This window comes from Modestobacter sp. NPDC049651 (genome assembly GCF_040659695.1).
Classification (GTDB): domain Bacteria; phylum Actinomycetota; class Actinomycetes; order Mycobacteriales; family Geodermatophilaceae; genus Modestobacter.
In genome coordinates, this window is sequence record NZ_JBFAOG010000001.1 from 539,961 (window position 1) to 556,673 (window position 16,713).

General features: G+C 77.2%; 13 protein-coding genes. 3 read left to right on the forward strand and 10 right to left on the reverse strand.

All coding sequences use genetic code 11. The annotated features are described in order from the left end of the window. Window positions 1-118 precede the first annotated feature (118 nt). The 4 genes from AB0J00_RS02735 to AB0J00_RS02750 form a co-directional block, all read right to left on the reverse strand. Window positions 119-1,642: a carboxylesterase family protein gene (locus tag AB0J00_RS02735; protein ID WP_357739790.1), complete on the reverse strand. Its 1,524-nt coding sequence runs from the start codon at window positions 1,640-1,642 to the stop codon at window positions 119-121. Window positions 1,643-1,692: 50 nt separating this feature from the next. Further along, a complete protein-coding gene (locus AB0J00_RS02740) occupies window positions 1,693-2,292 on the reverse strand; it encodes a cyanamide hydratase (RefSeq protein ID WP_357739792.1) in 600 nt (199 codons plus the stop codon). 80 nt (window positions 2,293-2,372) lie between these two features. Further along, a complete protein-coding gene (locus tag AB0J00_RS02745; protein WP_357739794.1) occupies window positions 2,373-2,840 on the reverse strand; it encodes an NUDIX domain-containing protein in 468 nt (155 codons plus the stop codon). Between the two features lie 10 nt (window positions 2,841-2,850). Further along, on the reverse strand, window positions 2,851-4,638 hold the full coding sequence (locus AB0J00_RS02750) for a metallophosphoesterase (protein ID WP_357739796.1): 1,788 nt from the start codon (window positions 4,636-4,638) through the stop codon (window positions 2,851-2,853). Between the two features lie 143 nt (window positions 4,639-4,781). Between AB0J00_RS02750 and AB0J00_RS02755 the strand changes: the two genes are divergently transcribed. Beyond that, a complete protein-coding gene (locus AB0J00_RS02755) occupies window positions 4,782-5,099 on the forward strand; it encodes a GNAT family N-acetyltransferase (protein ID WP_357739798.1) in 318 nt (105 codons plus the stop codon). Between the two features lie 7 nt (window positions 5,100-5,106). Here AB0J00_RS02755 and AB0J00_RS02760 read toward each other — a convergent pair whose 3' ends face one another. Continuing rightward, the gene (locus tag AB0J00_RS02760) at window positions 5,107-6,600 is read right to left on the reverse strand and encodes an FAD-dependent oxidoreductase (protein WP_357739800.1); all 1,494 of its coding nucleotides are present in this window, start codon (window positions 6,598-6,600) and stop codon (window positions 5,107-5,109) included. 94 nt (window positions 6,601-6,694) lie between these two features. On the opposite strand from AB0J00_RS02760, the gene AB0J00_RS02765 reads away from it, so the two are divergent. Beyond that, window positions 6,695-7,255 carry a TetR family transcriptional regulator gene (locus tag AB0J00_RS02765; RefSeq protein WP_357739801.1) on the forward strand — a complete coding sequence of 187 codons (561 nt, stop codon included), beginning with the start codon at window positions 6,695-6,697 and terminating at the stop codon, window positions 7,253-7,255. Between the two features lie 9 nt (window positions 7,256-7,264). Here AB0J00_RS02765 and AB0J00_RS02770 read toward each other — a convergent pair whose 3' ends face one another. From AB0J00_RS02770 to AB0J00_RS02790, 5 genes are all read right to left on the reverse strand, one after another. Further along, window positions 7,265-7,828, reverse strand: coding sequence for a phage tail tip lysozyme (locus AB0J00_RS02770; protein WP_357739802.1), 564 nt, complete (start codon window positions 7,826-7,828; stop codon window positions 7,265-7,267). 50 nt (window positions 7,829-7,878) lie between these two features. Next, complete coding sequence (locus AB0J00_RS02775) at window positions 7,879-8,532, reverse strand: hypothetical protein (RefSeq protein WP_357739805.1); 654 nt, start codon at window positions 8,530-8,532, stop codon at window positions 7,879-7,881. Window positions 8,533-8,655: 123 nt separating this feature from the next. Continuing rightward, a complete protein-coding gene (locus tag AB0J00_RS02780) occupies window positions 8,656-9,279 on the reverse strand; it encodes a hypothetical protein (protein ID WP_357739807.1) in 624 nt (207 codons plus the stop codon). A gap of 199 nt (window positions 9,280-9,478) precedes the next feature. Then, complete coding sequence (locus AB0J00_RS02785) at window positions 9,479-9,934, reverse strand: hypothetical protein (protein WP_357739810.1); 456 nt, start codon at window positions 9,932-9,934, stop codon at window positions 9,479-9,481. Window positions 9,935-10,104: 170 nt separating this feature from the next. Further along, entirely contained in the window at window positions 10,105-10,623 is a 519-nt protein-coding gene (locus AB0J00_RS02790) for a DUF4234 domain-containing protein (protein ID WP_357739813.1), read from the reverse strand. A 180-nt stretch (window positions 10,624-10,803) separates the two neighbouring features. On the opposite strand from AB0J00_RS02790, the gene AB0J00_RS02795 reads away from it, so the two are divergent. Further along, window positions 10,804-16,635, forward strand: a complete 5,832-nt coding sequence (locus tag AB0J00_RS02795) for a DUF3320 domain-containing protein (RefSeq protein ID WP_357739815.1) — start codon at window positions 10,804-10,806, stop codon at window positions 16,633-16,635. Window positions 16,636-16,713 lie beyond the last annotated feature (78 nt).

Below are 16,713 nucleotides of genomic sequence, written 5' to 3' on the forward strand. Positions count from 1 at the left end.
GCCGCCGGCGGCGGTGGGGGTGGCGCCCCCCCACCCGCCCCCCCTGTCCCCCACCCACTGGGCCCCCGCCCCCCCGGGGGCCGCCCCGCCCCCCCCGGCCGGCCCCCCCCACGGCGGGTCAGGGCAGCAGGTCGAGGACGCCGATCGGCTGGTCGGCCCACAGCGCGCGGGACGCCTGCTCCGGGTAGCGCAGCACCCCGCCGCGCTCGCCGGCGTCGAACACCCGGGTCAGCTGCGCCTCGTCGTCGTGCGCGGGCCAGCCGGGGTCGCCGTCGCGGGCGAACGCCGTCCACGCCGCCTGCATGGCGGCGGAGAGGTCGCGGGCCTCGGGCGGGGGCGTGGGGCCCAGCAGCTGCTCCCCCATCCTCCCGTCGAGGACGCCGAACACCAGCGGGACGTCGAGCGCGTGGCAGGCACCCAGCACCCCGCCCGCGGCGGGCGCGGGCCAGGTGAGCTCGTACAGGTGGCTGCGGCCGCCGCCGGCGGTGTGCGCGCGGGCCAGCTGGAGGCTCGGCATGCGGAACATCCGGTCGGAGTGGGCGAGCACGAAGCGCTCCTCGGCGCCCGCCCCGGGGAACGCCGCCCGGACGCGCGCCGCGCCCTCCGGACCCGGGCCGAACACGTCGCCGGCCACGTCGGCCATCTCCTCGGTGACCCGGCCGACCAGACCGCCCAGCGCCAGGAACAGCCGCCACTCGTCGCGGTTGTGCCCGACCAGCAGCGGCACGTCGCGCGCGGCGCCCGCGGCCAGCCCGGTCCACGGGTCGGTCGGCACCAGCTCGCCGTCCACGACCGGCGAGAACGGCGTCGGGGTGTGCGAGACCAGCCCCCAGCGCTCCAGCGACGCCATGCGGCGGTCCAGCTGCGCCAGGGCGGCGATGAGCTCGTCCGGTGGCACGTCGGCGAGCGCGGCAGCCGACGGTGCCCGCCCGAGCGGGGCGGTGAGCTCGGCGCTGACGTCGCGCGCCAGCGCCGGGGTGAACCAGGTGCCGGGCACGCTCTGCGCGACGGCCTGCGCGACGAGCCCGGTGGTCGCCGGCGACACCAGCAGCGCCGCGATCGCGCCAGCGCCGGCGGACTCGCCGAACACCGTCACGCGCGCCGGGTCGCCGCCGAACGCGGCGATCTCCTCCTGCACCCAGCGCAGGGTGGCGAGCACGTCGAGCAGCCCGCGGTTGGCCGGGGCGCCGTCCAGCTCGAGGTACCCCTCGACGCCCACCCGGTGGTTGGCGGTCACCACGACGGCGCCGGAGCGGGCCAGCGCGGAGCCGTCGTACCCCGGCTCGGCGGCCGAGCCCATCCGGTAGGCGCCGCCGTAGACCCACACCAGCACGGGCAGCCCGCCGGCGCCGGGGTCCGGCGTCCAGACGTTGACCGTCAGCCAGTCCGTCGGGTCGTGCCGCACCGGACCGGTCGCCGGCGGCACCGGGGGCGGCGGGCCCATCCAGGCCTGCGGCGGCGGCGGCCCGAACACGTCGGCCTCCCGGACGCCGTCCCACGGCTGCGCGGGGCGCGGCGTCTGGAAGCGCAGCGCGCCCACCGGCGGCGCGGCGAACGGGATGCCGCGGAAGACCGCCAGCCCGCCCTCGGAGCGTCCGCGGACGGCGCCGGCGCGGGTGCGGACGACGGGCTGCTCGCTCATGGGGCTCCTCCGGGACGGCGGCGGGTGGCGAGCACCATAACGGGCCGCCCTCAGGCGTCGAGGGGGTTCGCCCGCACCCGGTCGGCGAACCCGCTGCGCACGAACCGCGCGGCGGTCGAGCCGGGCTTGCGCTCGGCCTGCCGCTGGAAGCAGCCTGTGAACTCCGCGCCGAACCCCGTCCGCGGGTACCGGGCGAGCACCTCGGCCCGGTACTCCTCCGGCCAGTCCTGCGGGCTGCGGCCGGAGACGTCCAGCGCGGTGGCGAGCTCGAGCAGGTGCCCCTCCGCGTCGAACCCGGGCGGCACGTCGGCGGCGTCCCACATGTGCCGGACGACGACCTCCCGCACCCGCTCGCGCCGCTCGACCGGCCAGCCGGCACCGGCCGCGAACACCCAGCCGACCGCTCCCCCGGCGTCCTCGAACGGCTCGGTGGCGCTGTCGAACACCGGCGCCAGGCCGAGGTCGTGCACCATCGTCGCCACGTACAGCAGCTCGGCGTCGAACCCGATGCCGCGGTCGGCGGCGTAGCGCGCCGCCCAGAGGTAGGAGCGCTCGCAGTGGCCGAGCAGCGCGGGGCTCTGGAACGCCGCGGCCACCTCGCGGGCGGTGCGGCAGGCGGCGGTGTCGGGGACGAGGTCGTCGAGGGTCACCCCGGCAGTCTGGCCGCGCCCGCGGGCAGCACCGGGCCTCCGGCCCGCGGTTGGCAGGATCGCTGCGGACGCGGGCGGGATCAGCCGGCCAGGTGCGCGGCGAGCCGGTCGAGGAAGACCACCTGGCCCTTGACCAGCTTGGTCCGGGCGGTCGCCAGCGGGACCCAGGCGGCGCGGTCGATCTCCGGGAACTGCTGCACCCGGCCCGACCGGGGCGGCCACTCCAGCTCGAAGGTGTTGCTGACGATCGCGCCCGCGTCCAGGTCGCCCGCGGCGGCCCAGACCGTGAGCACCTTCCCGCTGGTCACCCGGGCCTCGCCCAGCGGGACGAAGTCGGTGGCGGGCACCGGCGAGCCGAGCTCCTCGGCGAACTCGCGCAGCGCCACGGCGAACGGCTCCTCACCGTCGTCGATCTCGCCCTTGGGCAGCGACCAGCCGCCGTCGTCCTTGCGGGCCCAGAAGGGGCCGCCCATGTGGCCGATCAGCACCTCGACGCCGTCGGCGCCGGCGCGGTGCAGCAGGATCCCGGCGCTGCGACGGGTCGGCACGGTGCTCTCCTCACTGCCGGGGCACGACGGGCAGGACCGGGCCGATGCCCAGTTGCGGGCCGCACACCCGGTCGGTGCCCACCTGCTGCGGGCGGAAGTAGATGGTCGAGGCGGTGACGTCGTCGCCGTAGGCCGAGGCGGTCGCCGGCTGGCTGGCGGCGTCGGGGGCGGAGTCGATCTGGAACCGGACGACCCGCTGGAACTGGCAGTCGGCGCCGACCGACTCGATGCTGAACTCGATCGGCGGCCGCGCGGTGCCGCGCACGATGTTGTCCAGCCCGCCGGCGCCGGTCGAGCCCTCCACCAGGTCGATCGTGCCGTCGTCGGCCTGGATGTCGGCGGTCTTGTTCTGCTTGTGCGTGTGCCCGGAGTTGGTCTGCCGGATCTCGCCGGGCAGCACCTCCCGCAGCTCCTCGGCGGCCACCGGCTCGTGGGTGGCGAAGACGTCGTACAGCGGGGCGGCGGCGCCGGCGGCCCCGTCGGTCGCGTCGTCGGTCGGGGTGGGGGTCGCCGCGGCGTCGTCGTCCTCGTCGTCGTCCGGCGCACCCAGCGCGGCCCGGACGGCGCGGCGCTGCAACGGGTCGACCACCTTCGGGTCGTCGGCGCCGTAGGCGCCCGGGCCGCCGTACACCCGCGGGTCGGGCAGCCCGGCGATGGTGAGGCCGAACGCCTGCACCTCGCTCGCGGTGACCCGGTAGCCGCCGGCGGTGGCCGTCTTGTCGCCGAGCACCGTCACGCCGGGGATGCCGCGCAGCACGTCCTCCACGCCCGGGGAGTCGTGGTTGCCGGCCAGCCAGATCATCGGCGTCTGCGCGGTGAGCGCGCGCAACCCGTCCAGGTACTGCGGGGTGAGCTCGGCGGGCGTGCCGAACTCGGCCTCGTCACCGGTGTTGACGACCAGGTCCACGCCGTAGCTGGCGACGTACTGCTGCACCAGCGGGTAGTTGGCGGCCAGGTGCATGTCGGAGATGAACATGACCTCCAGGGCGGGGCCGGCCGCCTCCGACGGCTCGATCTGCTGCTGCAGCGCGGCCTGGATGGCGACCACCGAGCCGAGCACGTCGAACGCCTTGGACTGCTGGGAGTAGTAGTCCGACAGCTGGTCGGGGAACAGCTGGGCGGCGGCGAGGGTGCCGGTCAGCTGGGACTGCCGGGACCACTCGGGGTTGTAGGTGGCCGCGCCGACCCCGGCGACCAGCACCAGGACGCCGAGCGCCGCCGCCAGCTGGACGGCGCGGCGGCGCAGCTCGTGCGGACGGCGGGGCAGCCCCCGCCAGTACCGCAGCGCCATGTTCAGCGCCGCCGCGGCGGCCAGCCCGGCCAGCGCGCCGAGCAGCAGCTCACCGACCAGCCAGAGCGCGATCCGCGGCACCAGGTCGCTGAAGTCGCCGCGCAGCCGGCTGACGAACCCGGGCAGGTCGCCGCCGGCCGCCTTGGTCAGCTGCAGCACGTCGACGTCCTCGGGCCGCACGTGCACGCCGACCGGGAGCCCGGTCAGCTCCGGGAACTGCCAGCTGCCCAGCGTGGTGTCGGCCGAGAGCCAGGGGCGGGTGAACAGCGTGCCGCGCACCTCGAAGGGGATGCCCTGCACGGTGGCCCGGTAGGGCAGCGCCTGCAGCGCCCCGGCCGCGCCGAGCACCGGCAGCGCCAGCCGCAGCACCCAGCGCAGCACGACCGCGACCACCCGGCCGGTGACCCGCCCGGTCGTGCGCGCGGCCTGCCGCACCCGGTCGGACCGGGTGCGCTCGAAGGGCAGCTCGAGCTGGTCGCCGCCGTCGGGGAGGTGCCTGCGTGCCATCGGGCCCGATCCTCCCCCGACCGGGCGCCCGGCGCCGGGAACCACCCCTCCCCCGCCCGTCGCGACGCTGCGCAGTCGCTCGACGTATACCGGCCGGGCGGCCGGCGGGGCACCGTGGTGGGCAGTGCAGAGAGGAGCACCTCATGACCGCACCCACGACCGACCTCCGGGTCGTCGACGACCCGGACCGCGACGTCTTCGTCCTCCTCGTCGACGGCCGGCCGCAGGGGTACGCCTGCTACCGGGTGGCCGGGCGACTGGTGGTGTTCACCCACACCGAGGTCGACCCGGCCCAGCGCGGCCGCGGCGTGGCCAACGAGCTGGCCCGGCAGGCGCTGGAGCAGGTGCGCGCCTCCGGGCGCCGCGTGGCGCCGGTGTGCCCGTTCATCGCGGCCTACCTGCGCCGGCACCCGGAGTACGCCGACCTGGTCCGCCCGCGCACGCCCACCCCGTACAGCTGACCGGCGGTCAGCCGACGGCCGCGGGGACCGGGCGGCGCGGGGACCAGCGGTCCAGCACCGGCTGCCACCCGGCGCCGGTGGCGTCGCCGGCCCAGGCGGCCCCGCCGGCCCAGGCTGCGTAGCCGTCGGGGCGGACCAGCAGGCCGGGCCCGGCGTCGGCGCGCTGCACCACCTCGGCCCGCTCCCCGGCGGCCGCGGACGCCGCGGCGCGCTCGGCGAGGGACGCGCCGGCGGGCAGCACCAGCACCCAGCGGCCGGTCCGCAGCGCGACGGCGAGCCGGCCCGCGGGTGCGCGCAGCGGCAGGTCGCCGACCCGGGTGCCGACCAGCCGGTGGTCGCCGGCGCCGCGGGGGTAGCCGATCGACACGCCCGAGAACGTGCCGGCCGCGCGGTCGGCCAGCGGGCGCACCCGGGGCACGACCGCGAGGGCGGCGGCCCGCAGTGCCCGCAGCGGCCGGGCGTGCACGGTCATCATCCGCATGGTCGTCCCGCTGGTGCGCAGCACCGTCCGGCCGACCGGGTGCCGTTCGGCGTCGTAGCCGTCGAGCAGGTCGGGGGCGGCACCGCCGAGCACGGCGGCCAGCTTCCAGGCCAGGTTGGCGGCGTCCTGGATGCCGGTGTTCATGCCCTGCCCGCCGGCCGGGGTGTGCACGTGCGCGGCGTCGCCGGCGAGGAACACCCGCCCGGCGCGGTAGCAGGGCACCTGCCGCTCGTCGCTGGAGAACCGGGACACCCAGGTGACCCGGCCCAGGCCGAAGTCGGTCCCGGCGGCCCGGACCAGCGAGCGCCGCACGTCCTCGCCGGTCAGCGGTGCGTCGGGGGCGGCCTGGTTGCGCCGGTCCCAGGTGATCAGCCGGAACCGCCCGTCGCCGTAGGGCGCGACGAACGCGAACCCGTCGGGTCCGGCGTCGACGGCGATGCCGTCGGCGGGCGGGTCGGCGAGCTCGGCGTCGGCCAGCATGATCGACCGGAGGACGACGGCGCCCGGGAACGGCAGCCCCACCAGCCCGCGCACCGTGCTGTGCGCGCCGTCGGCGCCCACGGCGTACCGGGCGGTCACCGCCTGCTCGCCGTCGCCGGTGCGCACCCGCAGCGTCACCCCGTCCGGCCCCTGGTCCAGGCCGGTGACCTCCGCACCCCGGACGACCGTCGCGCCCTGCGCCGCGGCGTACCGGCCGAGCAGCGCGTCGACGTGGTGCTGCGGGGTGATGAGCACGTACGGGAACGCCGTGGGCAGCCGGCTCAGGTCGACGCCGGCGCGGCCCAGCAGCCGCAGGGTGGCCACCGGCCGGCCGGTGGCCAGCAGCTCGTCGGCCAGGCCGCGCTGGTCGAGCAGCTCGAGGGTGCGGGCGTGCACCCCGAACGCCCGGCTCAGCGGCGAGGCGGCGGGGTGCCGCTCCAGCACGGTGACCGAGCGCCCTGCACGGGCCAGGTCACCGGCCAGCAGCAGGCCGGTCGGGCCACCGCCGACCACCACCACGTCGGAGTCGGCAGGGAACATCGCGCACCTCCAGGTCACCAGTGGGTGACATCGACCCTGGCCCTCCTGGACCGCAATGTCAACGCTTGGTGACTTGGCGCCGTAGACTGCCGCCATGGCAGCTCCCCGGCCCCGCTCCGCCGCCGGCACCCGGGCCGCAATCCTCACCGCGGCGCGCACCCGGTTCGCCGCCGACGGCTACGAGCGGACGACGCTGCGCGCGGTCGCCGGGGACGTCGGCGTGGACGCCGCGCTCGTGGTCCGGTACTTCGGCACGAAGGAGGCGCTGTTCTCCGCGGCGGCCGAGTTCGAGCTGCGGCTGCCCGACCTCGCCGGCGTCGCGCCCGGCGACGTGGCCGCCGCGCTGCTGCCCCGGTTCTTCGCGGTGTGGGAGGAACAGGGCACCTTCCTCGCCCTGCTCCGGGCGGCGGCGACCAGCGAGGCCGCGGCCGCGGCGATGCGTGAGGTGTTCGTTCGGCAGGTGGCCCCCGCGCTGGCCGCCGTCACCCCCGACCAGCCGGCCCGGCGGGCGGCGCTGGTCGGGTCGCAGGTGCTCGGGCTGGCCTTCACCCGGTACGTGCTGCGCGCCGCGCCGCTGGCGGAGATGAGCCGCGACGAGCTCGCCGCCGCCGTGGCCCCGGTGCTCGCGCACTACCTCAGCGGGCCGCTGGGCTGAGCCGCCCGGTCAGCCCCCGTGGGTCCGCCGGGCGTCGCGGGCCAGCTCCCGCCGGCGGTGCAGCACCGGCTGCACCGCGGGGTCGTCGCGGCTGCGCAGCCGCCCGCCGTCGAGCACCGCCGCGGGCACCTCGAAGCGGAACAGCACGGCGTCGGCGGCGTCCTCGACCGTGGTCGCCGGGTCGCGCAGCAGCGCGTCGAGGCCGCGGTAGGCGGTGCGCAGCTCGGTGACCAGGTAGTCGACCTGCGCATCGAGGTCGGTGAGCACGGCAGCGCCGGGCACCCGCCCGCCGACCGCGTGGCGGAACAGCCCCGCGCGCCGGTCGGGCGACGTCCACTGGGCGATGCCGACACCGGGCAGCCGCGGCCCGGTGCCCGCCTGCCGGTCCCGGTCGCGCACCTCCTCCGGCGAGAAGTCGCGCACCCGGCCGGTGGCGTCGGCCGCGCGCATGGGCGTGCCCGGGCGGCTGCCCTCGATCCGGTCCGGCTGCAGGCCCGACTCGGACAGCAGGTTGCCGACCAGCCCGGCCGCCGCGTCGGCCGGGTAGCCGTGCGTGGCCACGAGCAGGTCCATCACCCGCCGGACCCGGTCGTCGCGGGCGCGACGTCGGCCGAACGCCGTGGTCAGGCCTTCAGGTCGGGGCAGGTCGTGCGGGTGTGGCCGGGCTGCCGGCAGTGCCCGCAGCGGCGCACCTTCGGCGCGGTGCCGGCGTCGACCGACACGGTCGCCTTGCGGGAGCGGACGGCGGCGGCCCTGGTGGTGCGGCCGGGGGTCCGCTGGGCGGCCGGCGGCGCCGGGGTCGCGGGCTCCGCGACGGCCTCGGGCTCGGGGGCGCCCTGCTCCGGTTCGGCGGCGGCGACGGGGGCGTCCTGCGCGGCGGCGTCCTGCACTGCGGCGTCCTCGGCCTGGACGGCCTGCTCGGCCGCCGCCACCACCTGCTCGGCCTCGGCGACGACCTGCTGCTCGACGTCCGGCTCGTCGGCCGCGGGCTCAGGCTCGGGCTCGGTGGGCGCGGGGTCGACGGCGGGCGCGGGCTCCTCGGCCACGGGCTCCTCGGCCACCGGCTCCTCGGCCACGGGCTCGGTCACCGGCTCCTCGGCCACCGGCTCGACCACCGCGACGGGCTCCGGCGCCGCGCTCAGCGCGGTCGGCACCCCGGTCACGGCGTCCGGACGGCGGGCGGCGGCGTGCCGGCCGGGCGCGCTCCGCCGGCGCCGGACGAGCACGAGACCGAGCGCTCCCACGACGAGCACCACGATCACGAGCACCGGCAGCATGCAGCCTCCCTAGGCAGACGACTCGTCCCGACGCTGCCACAGGTGCCCGCCGGGACGCACGTCCGTGGACCGCAACCGTCCGATTGCGCCCCAGGTGTCACACCAGCGGAGGAGATCCGCCGGTCAGCGGCGGGGCCACGCGTAGGTGCAGGTCGCCGTGGTCGTCTGCGCGGTGGCGTCGGTGAGCTGGGCGGTGACGGTCCAGCTGCCGCGGGCCGCGTAGGTGTGCGAGAACACCGCACCCAGGTGCTGGTCGTCGTTCGTGTACCGGTCACCGTCGCCGTAGTCGATCGTCACCCGGTAGGGCGCGGTCGCGGTGATGTCCCGGCCGAACACCGGCGCGGCCCCCGCCCCGGTCGGGCAGGTGATCGTCAGCGCCGGGCGCGGCGGTGCCGGCGGGGTGCTCGACGGGGCGGCGGACGACGGGGTGCCCGCCAGCGCGGTGCCCTCGGTGGCGGCGGGGGTGGTCGGGGTCAGCCCGAACGCCGTCCCGACGCCTCCCACGACCAGGCCGGCGCCCGCCACGGCCGCCCCGGCCCGGCGGCTGAGCAGGCGCAGCCAGTCCGCCCGGCCGCGCAGCAGGGCGGACCCGCCGACGACGAGCGCGGTCGCACCGGCGGCCAGCAGCGCCCCGCCGACCCCGGCGGCGATGCCGACCAGCACCACGAGCAGCACGGCGAGGGTGACCACGAGGGTCGTCCTGCTGCTGGGTGTGCTCAGGTCGGTCCGCCCGTCCGGCCGGGTCATGCCGTTCCTCCTCGCCGCGCGCCCGCGTGGCGCCGTCGCGCAGCAGTCTGCCGACCGGCGCGCGCTCCGGCGACAGGCGGTGCCCCGACGCGGGACCGCTGGGTCGGCCGGGCACCGGAGTTCCGGATGTGACGACCCTGGCCCGGACAGCACGGCGCCCCGGTACCGCGGTACCGGGGCGCCGGGGGGTGCGGGCGGCTCAGCGGCCGTTGAAGGCGGCGACGCCGAAGTGCTTCTTGCCCTTGGCGTCCTCCTGCACGAGCACGCTGTAGGCCTGGCCACCGATGACCGCGCGGCAGGTGTCGCCGTTGCACTCGACGGTCTCGACCGTCGCGCCCTGCGCCGAGACGTTGGTGCGGAACGCGGCCTCGGTGTCCTTGTCCGCCTCGTTCTGGTTGTGCCGGTAGACGCCGACGCCGATGACCGCGCAGCCGGCGACGATGACCGCCAGCAGCAGGGTGATCAGCAGCGTGGTGTTGCGGGTGACCCAGCCGGGCTCGCGCTGCTCGTCCGCGGCCGGGCCGTCGGGTGAGCCGTCGGTGAGCTGCTCGGTCGGGCCGGTCGCCGGGGCGGCGCCCGGGGCGTGGCCGGCGACGTTCGGCTCGCTCGGGCCGGCCCAGTTCGGCTCGGTCGGGCCGGGGTTGTCGGTGCTCATCGTGGAGGTGCCTCGCAAGCGCATCGGGGGTGGGTCGGTGCAGCGCCCCGGTCGGGCGCTGCGCGCCGGAGCTGCGAGGCGGGAGCTGGTGGCCGCACCTCAGCCGTCCAGCTGACCCCCCGAGGGTGCCACAGCCGGGCGCTGTCCCGGATGAGGTCGGCGGCCCGCCGTCAGCGCGCGCCGACGCTCCGCCAGTAGTCGTTGAGCGCACCGTTGGTCTGGAACAGCCAGATGAACGGGCCGACCAGGATGAGGCAGCCCGGGACCACCCACAGCCCGTTCAGCGCGGTGACCGGCTGCGGGCGGCCGTGCCGCGCGTAGAGGTTGCCCACCTCGTGGCTGAGCAGGAACGGCGAGACGAAGCCGACGAAGAAGGCGATGAGCAGGGCGATGGGGCCGCCCAGGCCCTCGCCGGTGTGCTTCTTGATCTCCTCGTGGGTGAGGTAGTAGTAGACGAGCGAGTAGATGCCGAACGTGATGATCGTCAGCCCGATCACCGCCCAGGTGCCGCGCACCTTGCCGACCGGTCCCATCGGCGGCCGCTGGTCGTAGCTCTGCGGCATCGGCGCCGGCCACCCGGCGGGCTGCGGCGGGGCGTACTGGCCGTACTGCCCCTGCGGCGGCGGCGCGTACCGGCCGTACTGCGGCGGCGGGGGCGTGTCCGGGCCGGGCTGCTGCGGAGTCGTCATCGGTCGGTCCCGTCTCGTGGATCCGGCGTCGTCGCCGCGCAACCTAGGGGACGCCGACCCGCCGCCACACCCCCTGCGGCGCGGCGCGCGCGGCCGGCCACTCCTGCCCCACCCGCCCCACCGGCGACCGCTGCCCCGGGACGTCCCCGCATCGTCGTCCGCGCGCGGTAGACAGGGACCATGGCCGCCGACCTCCAGCTCGACCCGGTCGACAGCGATCCCGACGCCGCGCTCCCCGCCACCCGGGTGTCGGTCGGCGTCACCGCGGTGCCGGTGCTGAGCTACGCGCTGGCGCACAACGGCGTCCCGGTGGTCTCGCAGCTGAGCCTCAAGGGCAGCGGTGCGCCGGTGCGGGGTGCGGCCGTGCACCTCGGCGTCCGCGACGCCCGCGGCCCGATCGGCGCCCCGGTGGAGCTGCTGGCCGACCTCGACCCCGGCCGGGCCACCGTGCTCACCGACGTCGGGCTGCGGCTGGACCCGGCGGCGATGCTGCAGGTCGAGGAGCGCCGGCCGGGCACCCTCGAGGTCTCCGTGGAGAAGGACGGCCGGATCCTCGGCTCGGCCCGGGTGCCGGTCGTCGTCCTCGCCGCGAGCCAGTGGGTGGCCACCCCGCTCTCGCTCGCGCTGGAGATGCTCGCCGCGCACGTGCTGCCCAACCACCCCGCCGTCCCGGTGCTGCTCGGCGAGGCCGGCGAGGTGCTGCGCGAGCGCACCGGCAGCCCGTCGATGCCCGGCTACCAGGCCGGCCCCGAGCGGGTCGACGAGGTGGTCGAGGCGATCTGCGCCGCGGTGCACGCCCGCGGGGTGCGCTACAGCGAGCCGCCGGCCAGCTGGGCCGACCACGGGCAGAAGGTGCGCACCCCCGCCGAGGTGCTCGACGACCGGGTGGGCACCTGCCTGGACCTGGTGGTCGTGCTGGCCGCGGCGTTCGAGCAGGCCGGCGTCCGGCCGCTGCTGTGGGTGGTGGAGGGGCACGCGTTCCTCGGCTACTGGCGCGAGGAGATGGCGGCGCAGTCGGCGGCCACCACGGACGTCGCCAGCCTGGTCAACCTCGTCGACCTCGGCGCGATCGGCCTGGTCGAGACCACGCTGCTCACCGCCGGCGACGACCCGGGCGCCCCGCCGCTTCCGCTGGCCGAGCTGCACCGCTCCCCCTACCGCCGCTGGCTCACCGGTGACCTGGCCGCCGTCGCCGGGGTCACCGACGTGCACCGCGCCCGCCGGGACGGCGTCGTCCCGCTGCCGGCCCGCACCCGCGCCGACGACGGCACCGTCACCGTCGTCGAGTACCGCCCGCCGGTCGCCGTCCCGGCGCCACCGCCCGCCCCCGCGCCCGCCGTGCCCGGCCAGCCGGCCCGGGAGGTCGCGCCGCCGCGCATCGCGCAGTGGAAGAACGCGCTGCTCGACCTCAGCCTGCGCAACCGGCTGATCAACTACACGTCCCGGTCCGGGCTGCCGCTGATCGTCCCGGACGACGAGCTCGGCACGCTCGAGGACCTGGTGGGCGGCGGCACCCCGATCACCCTGCTGCCCAGCGACCAGCTCGCCGCGGTGCAGCGCGAGCGCGGCCTGCGCTCGGCCCGCGACCTGCCCGCCGACCAGCTGCGCGCGCTGCTCACCGAGCGCCGCGGGCTGTACGCCGAGCTGTCCGAGGCGGCCTACGTGCCCCGCATGCGCGGCATCGCGTACAAGGCGAAGACCGTGCTGGAGGAGACCGGCGCGAACAACCTGTACCTGGCGCTGGGCAGCCTGGTGTGGGACCTCGACGGCCGGCCGCTGCGCTCCCCGCTGGTGCTGGTGCCGGTCAGTGTGCGGCCGCTGTCGCGCACCGGCGCCTACCGGCTCACCCTCGACGAGTCCGGCAGCAGCACGCCGAACTGGTGCCTGCTGGAGAAGCTGCGGCAGCTGCACGGGCTGACCGTGCCGGGCCTGGCCGAGCCCAGCACCGACGGCGCCGGCATCGACCTGGACGCCGCGCTGCAGGCGATGCGGGGGGCGGTCGCCGAGCGCGGGCTGCCCTGGCGGGTGGAGGCCACCGCGGACCTCGCGATCCTGGCGTTCGCGAAGTACCGGCTGTGGCGCGACCTCGACGACAGCTGGGCCGAGCTGGTGCGCAACCCGCTGGTCGCGCACCTGGTCTCCTCCCCCACCGAGCCGTTCCCCGACCCGGTGCCGGCGCCCGGCGAGGTCGACCTCGACGAGCTGGCCGCCGCGGTGCCGGTGCCCGCCGACGCCTCGCAGCTGCAGGCGGTCGCCGAGGCGGTGGCCGGCCGGACGTTCGTGCTCGAGGGCCCGCCCGGCACCGGCAAGTCGCAGACGATCACCAACCTGCTCACCCGTGCTGTCGCCGACGGCAAGCGGGTGCTGTTCGTCGCCGAGAAGCGCGCGGCGCTGGACGTCGTGGCGCGCCGGCTGGAGGCGGTCGGGATGGGCCCGTTCGCGCTCGACCTGCACGACAAGGGCAGCCGCCCGGCCGTGGTGCGCGCGCAGGTGCGGGAGGCGCTCGAGCACGCCGTCGAGGTCGACCGGCAGGGGCTCGCCGCCGACGGCGAGGACCTCCGCTCGGCCCGCCGCACGCTGGCCCGGTACGCCGCCCGGCTGCACGAGCCGAACGCCGCCGGGCTGTCGCTGTACAGCGCGCACACCGGCGCGCTCAGCGTCGGCGGCGCGGTGCCCGCGCTGCCGGTCGACCCGGCCGCGGTCGGCGCGCTCACCGCGGAGGCCACCGCCGCCGTGCGGCGCGCGCTGGCCGGGCTGCCCGACGTCGCCGACGTGGCCCGACCCCGCCCCGACCACCCGTGGGCGTTCGTCGACAGCAACCTCGTCGACGTGCCGGCCGCGAAGGCCGCCGCCGCCCGCCTCGACGCCGCGCTGGACCGGCTGCCCGCGGGCTCCCGGCTCGCCCCGGCGCTGGCCGCTGCCCGCACCCCCGACGACCTCGACGGCCTGGCCCGGCTGCTCAGCGGGCCACCGCTGGAGCTGGCGGTGCTCGACGAGGTGCGCTCGCGCCGCTGGCAGCTGGAGACCGCGGCGCTGGGCGCGGAGATCGGTGCCTTCGCCGCCACCGCCGCCGACCAGCCCGGCCTGGACGTCGCGACGCCGGCCGCGCTGGACCTGCCGCTGGCCGAGATCTCCGCCGCCGCGGCCGAGGCGGCGGGCTCGGGCTGGTTCGGCCGCGGCAAGCGGCTGACCGCCGTGCGCGACCGGCTGGCCGGCGTGCTCACCGCCGAGGTGGAGCCCAAGGCGGTGCCCGCGCTGGCCGCCGCGCTGCTGGCCGCGCAGACCACCGCCCGGTCGTTCGCCGCCCGGGCGGAGGCGCTGCCCGGCCTGGAGGTGCCGGCGGGCTGGAACCCGCTCGTGCAGCCGGAGCTCATCGACCAGGAGATCGCCTGGCTGCGCGCCGCGGCCGCCGTGGTCGACGGCACCGACGGTTTCCCCGGCGCGGTGCGCGACGTGCTCGCTGGTGGCCCGCTGCCCGACCCCGCGCTGGCGGCGTCCGTCGCAGCGGTGCGGGACGCGCTCCGGGCGCTGCTCGCCACCTGCGACTGCCCCGCCGACCGGTTCGGCGTGTGGACGGGCGACGCCGGGCTGGTCGCCCGCTGGCGCACCGGCGCGGTCGAGCGGTCGGTGCCGACGCCCGGGCTGCCCTCGCTGCAGCGGTGGCTGGACCTGCTGGCCGCGCTGGAGCCGCTGCGCACCGCCGGGCTGACCGCCGCCCGGACGGCGCTGCTGACCGGGGAGGTGCCGGCCGACGACGCCGTCCGGTCGTTCGAGCTCGGCCTGTCGACGGCGTCGGTGACCGAGCGCGAGACGGCCACCGGGCTCACCGCGTTCGACGCCCCCGTGCACGAGAAGGCGATCGGCCGGTTCACCGCGGCCTCGCGGGCGGTGCGCGCGCACCTGCGGTCGGCGCTGCCCGCGGCCGTGCTCGACGCGCGGCCGTTCGACGTCGCCGCTCCCGGCGGGCGGGTCGGGGCGCTGCAGCGTGAGCTCAACCGGCAGCGGGGCGGGCTGGGGGTGCGCGGGCTGCTCACCGAGTACGGCGACCTGATCACCGCGGTGATGCCGTGCGTGCTGGTCAGCCCCGACTCGGTGGCCCGGTTCTTCCCCGCCCGCGCGGAGCAGTTCGACCTGGTGGTGTTCGACGAGGCCTCGCAGATCCGGGTCGCCGACGCGGTGGGTGCGCTGGGCCGGGCCCGGTCGGCCGTGGTGGTCGGCGACAGCCGGCAGATGCCGCCGACGTCGTTCGCCGAGCCGTCGTCCGGCGCCGACGACGACGTGTACGACGACGACCTCGCGACCGCCGTGGAGGACGAGGAGTCGATCCTCGGCGAGTGCGTGCAGGCCCGGGTGCCGAGGCAGTGGCTGTCGTGGCACTACCGCAGCCAGGACGAGTCGCTGATCGCGTTCAGCAACGGCCAGTACTACGAGAACCGGCTGTCGTCGTTCCCCGCACCCGTGCACGGCCGCGCCACCCCGGAGCCGGGCGGCCACGGCGTCTCGCTGGTGCGGGTGGACGGGGTGTTCCACCGCACCGGCAGCGGGCCGCTGCACCGCACCAACCCGGTGGAGGCCGAGGCGATCGTCGCGGAGATCCGGCGGCGGTTCGACCTCTCGCCGGACGAGGTGCCCTCGATCGGCGTGGTCACCTTCAACGTGCAGCAGCGGTCGCTGATCGAGTCGCTGCTGCGCGACGCCGGCGACGAGCGGCTGGTCGAGGCGCTGGACCGCACCGACGGCGAGGGGCTGTTCGTCAAGAACCTGGAGAACGTGCAGGGCGACGAGCGGGACGTGGTGCTGTTCTCCACCGCGTTCGGCGTCAACGAGCGCGGCCAGCTGCCGCTGAACTTCGGCCCGCTGAACAAGGCCGGGGGTGAGCGGCGGCTGAACGTGGCGGTCACCCGGGCGCGGCGGCAGGTCGTGGTGTTCAGCTCGTTCGACCCGGCGATGCTGCGCGCCGAGGAGACGTCGTCGGTGGGCATCAAGCACCTGCGGTCCTACCTGGACATGGCGGCGTTCGGCACCGACGCGCTGCCGCGGGACTCGCGGTTCGCCGCGGTGCCCGACCGGCACCGGGAGGAGGTGGCGGCGGCGCTGCGGGCCCGCGGCTTCGTCGTCCGGACCGACGTCGGGCTGTCCGACTTCAAGGTCGACCTCTCGGTCGCGCTGCCCGATGCGCCGGAGGCACCGGTGCTGGCGGTGCTGCTCGACGGGCCGGCGTGGGCGCGGCGGCGCACGGTCGGCGACCGCGACGGGCTGCCGGTGGAGGTGCTCGGCGGGATGCTGCGCTGGCCGGCGGTGGAGCGGGTGTGGCTGCCGGAGTGGCTGGCCGACGCGGGCGCGGTCGTCGACCGGCTGGTGGCTGCCACGCACGTCCCCGCCACCGTTGCTCCCCCGGCCCCGACACCCACCCCCGTCCCGGTTCCGGCGCCGAAACCGGACGTCGCGGAGGTGCGGGAGCTGGTGCTGGACGGCGAGGAGCCGTTCGCGGCGTGGGCGCCGAAGGCGGCCGGCTCGCGGGAGCTGCTGGACCGGCTGGCCGACCCGCGTGCGGCGGAGAAGGTGCGGAAGGTGATGCTCGCCGGGGTCGACGCGGAGGGGCCGGTGCACGTGGACCGGCTGTGCCGGCTGACCGCGGGGGCGTTCGGGCTGAGCCGGGTGGTGGAGAAGCGGCGCGACGCGCTGGCCGAGCTGCTGCCCGGCTGGACGCGGTCCGGTGACTTCGTGTGGCCCGAGCTGCTGGACCGGACGACGTGGACGGGGTTCCGCCGCGACCCGGGCGCCGAGCGGCCGCTGGAGCAGATCGCGCCGGAGGAGATCGGCAACGCGATGGTGGCGCTGTGCCGGGCGTCGGCGGGGATGCCGCGCGACGAGCTGTTCGCCGCGACGCTGGAGGTGTTCGGCTTCCGGCGGCGGACGGCCGCGCAGTCGGCGGTGCTGGAGGTGTCGCTGGCCGCGGCCACCGCAGCCGGCCGGCTCCGCACCGCACCGTCCGGCCTGGTCACCGCCTGATGCGTTGAACGTACGTCGAAGGCGGCGAGAGCGGGGAACTGCCGACCGGCAGTGAGGGGACGCTGCATCTCGCGTCAG

Coding starts and splice junctions, on each gene's coding strand:
- AB0J00_RS02790 (WP_357739813.1), bottom strand. CDS start 10,623: ATGACGACTCCGCAGCAGCCCGGCCCGGACACGCCCCCGCCGCCGCAG.
- AB0J00_RS02750 (WP_357739796.1), bottom strand. CDS start 4,638: ATGGCACGCAGGCACCTCCCCGACGGCGGCGACCAGCTCGAGCTGCCC.
- AB0J00_RS02795 (WP_357739815.1), top strand. CDS start 10,804: ATGGCCGCCGACCTCCAGCTCGACCCGGTCGACAGCGATCCCGACGCC.
- AB0J00_RS02760 (WP_357739800.1), bottom strand. CDS start 6,600: ATGTTCCCTGCCGACTCCGACGTGGTGGTGGTCGGCGGTGGCCCGACC.
- AB0J00_RS02785 (WP_357739810.1), bottom strand. CDS start 9,934: ATGAGCACCGACAACCCCGGCCCGACCGAGCCGAACTGGGCCGGCCCG.
- AB0J00_RS02780 (WP_357739807.1), bottom strand. CDS start 9,279: ATGACCCGGCCGGACGGGCGGACCGACCTGAGCACACCCAGCAGCAGG.
- AB0J00_RS02765 (WP_357739801.1), top strand. CDS start 6,695: ATGGCAGCTCCCCGGCCCCGCTCCGCCGCCGGCACCCGGGCCGCAATC.
- AB0J00_RS02775 (WP_357739805.1), bottom strand. CDS start 8,532: ATGCTGCCGGTGCTCGTGATCGTGGTGCTCGTCGTGGGAGCGCTCGGT.
- AB0J00_RS02770 (WP_357739802.1), bottom strand. CDS start 7,828: ATGGACCTGCTCGTGGCCACGCACGGCTACCCGGCCGACGCGGCGGCC.
- AB0J00_RS02755 (WP_357739798.1), top strand. CDS start 4,782: ATGACCGCACCCACGACCGACCTCCGGGTCGTCGACGACCCGGACCGC.
- AB0J00_RS02735 (WP_357739790.1), bottom strand. CDS start 1,642: ATGAGCGAGCAGCCCGTCGTCCGCACCCGCGCCGGCGCCGTCCGCGGA.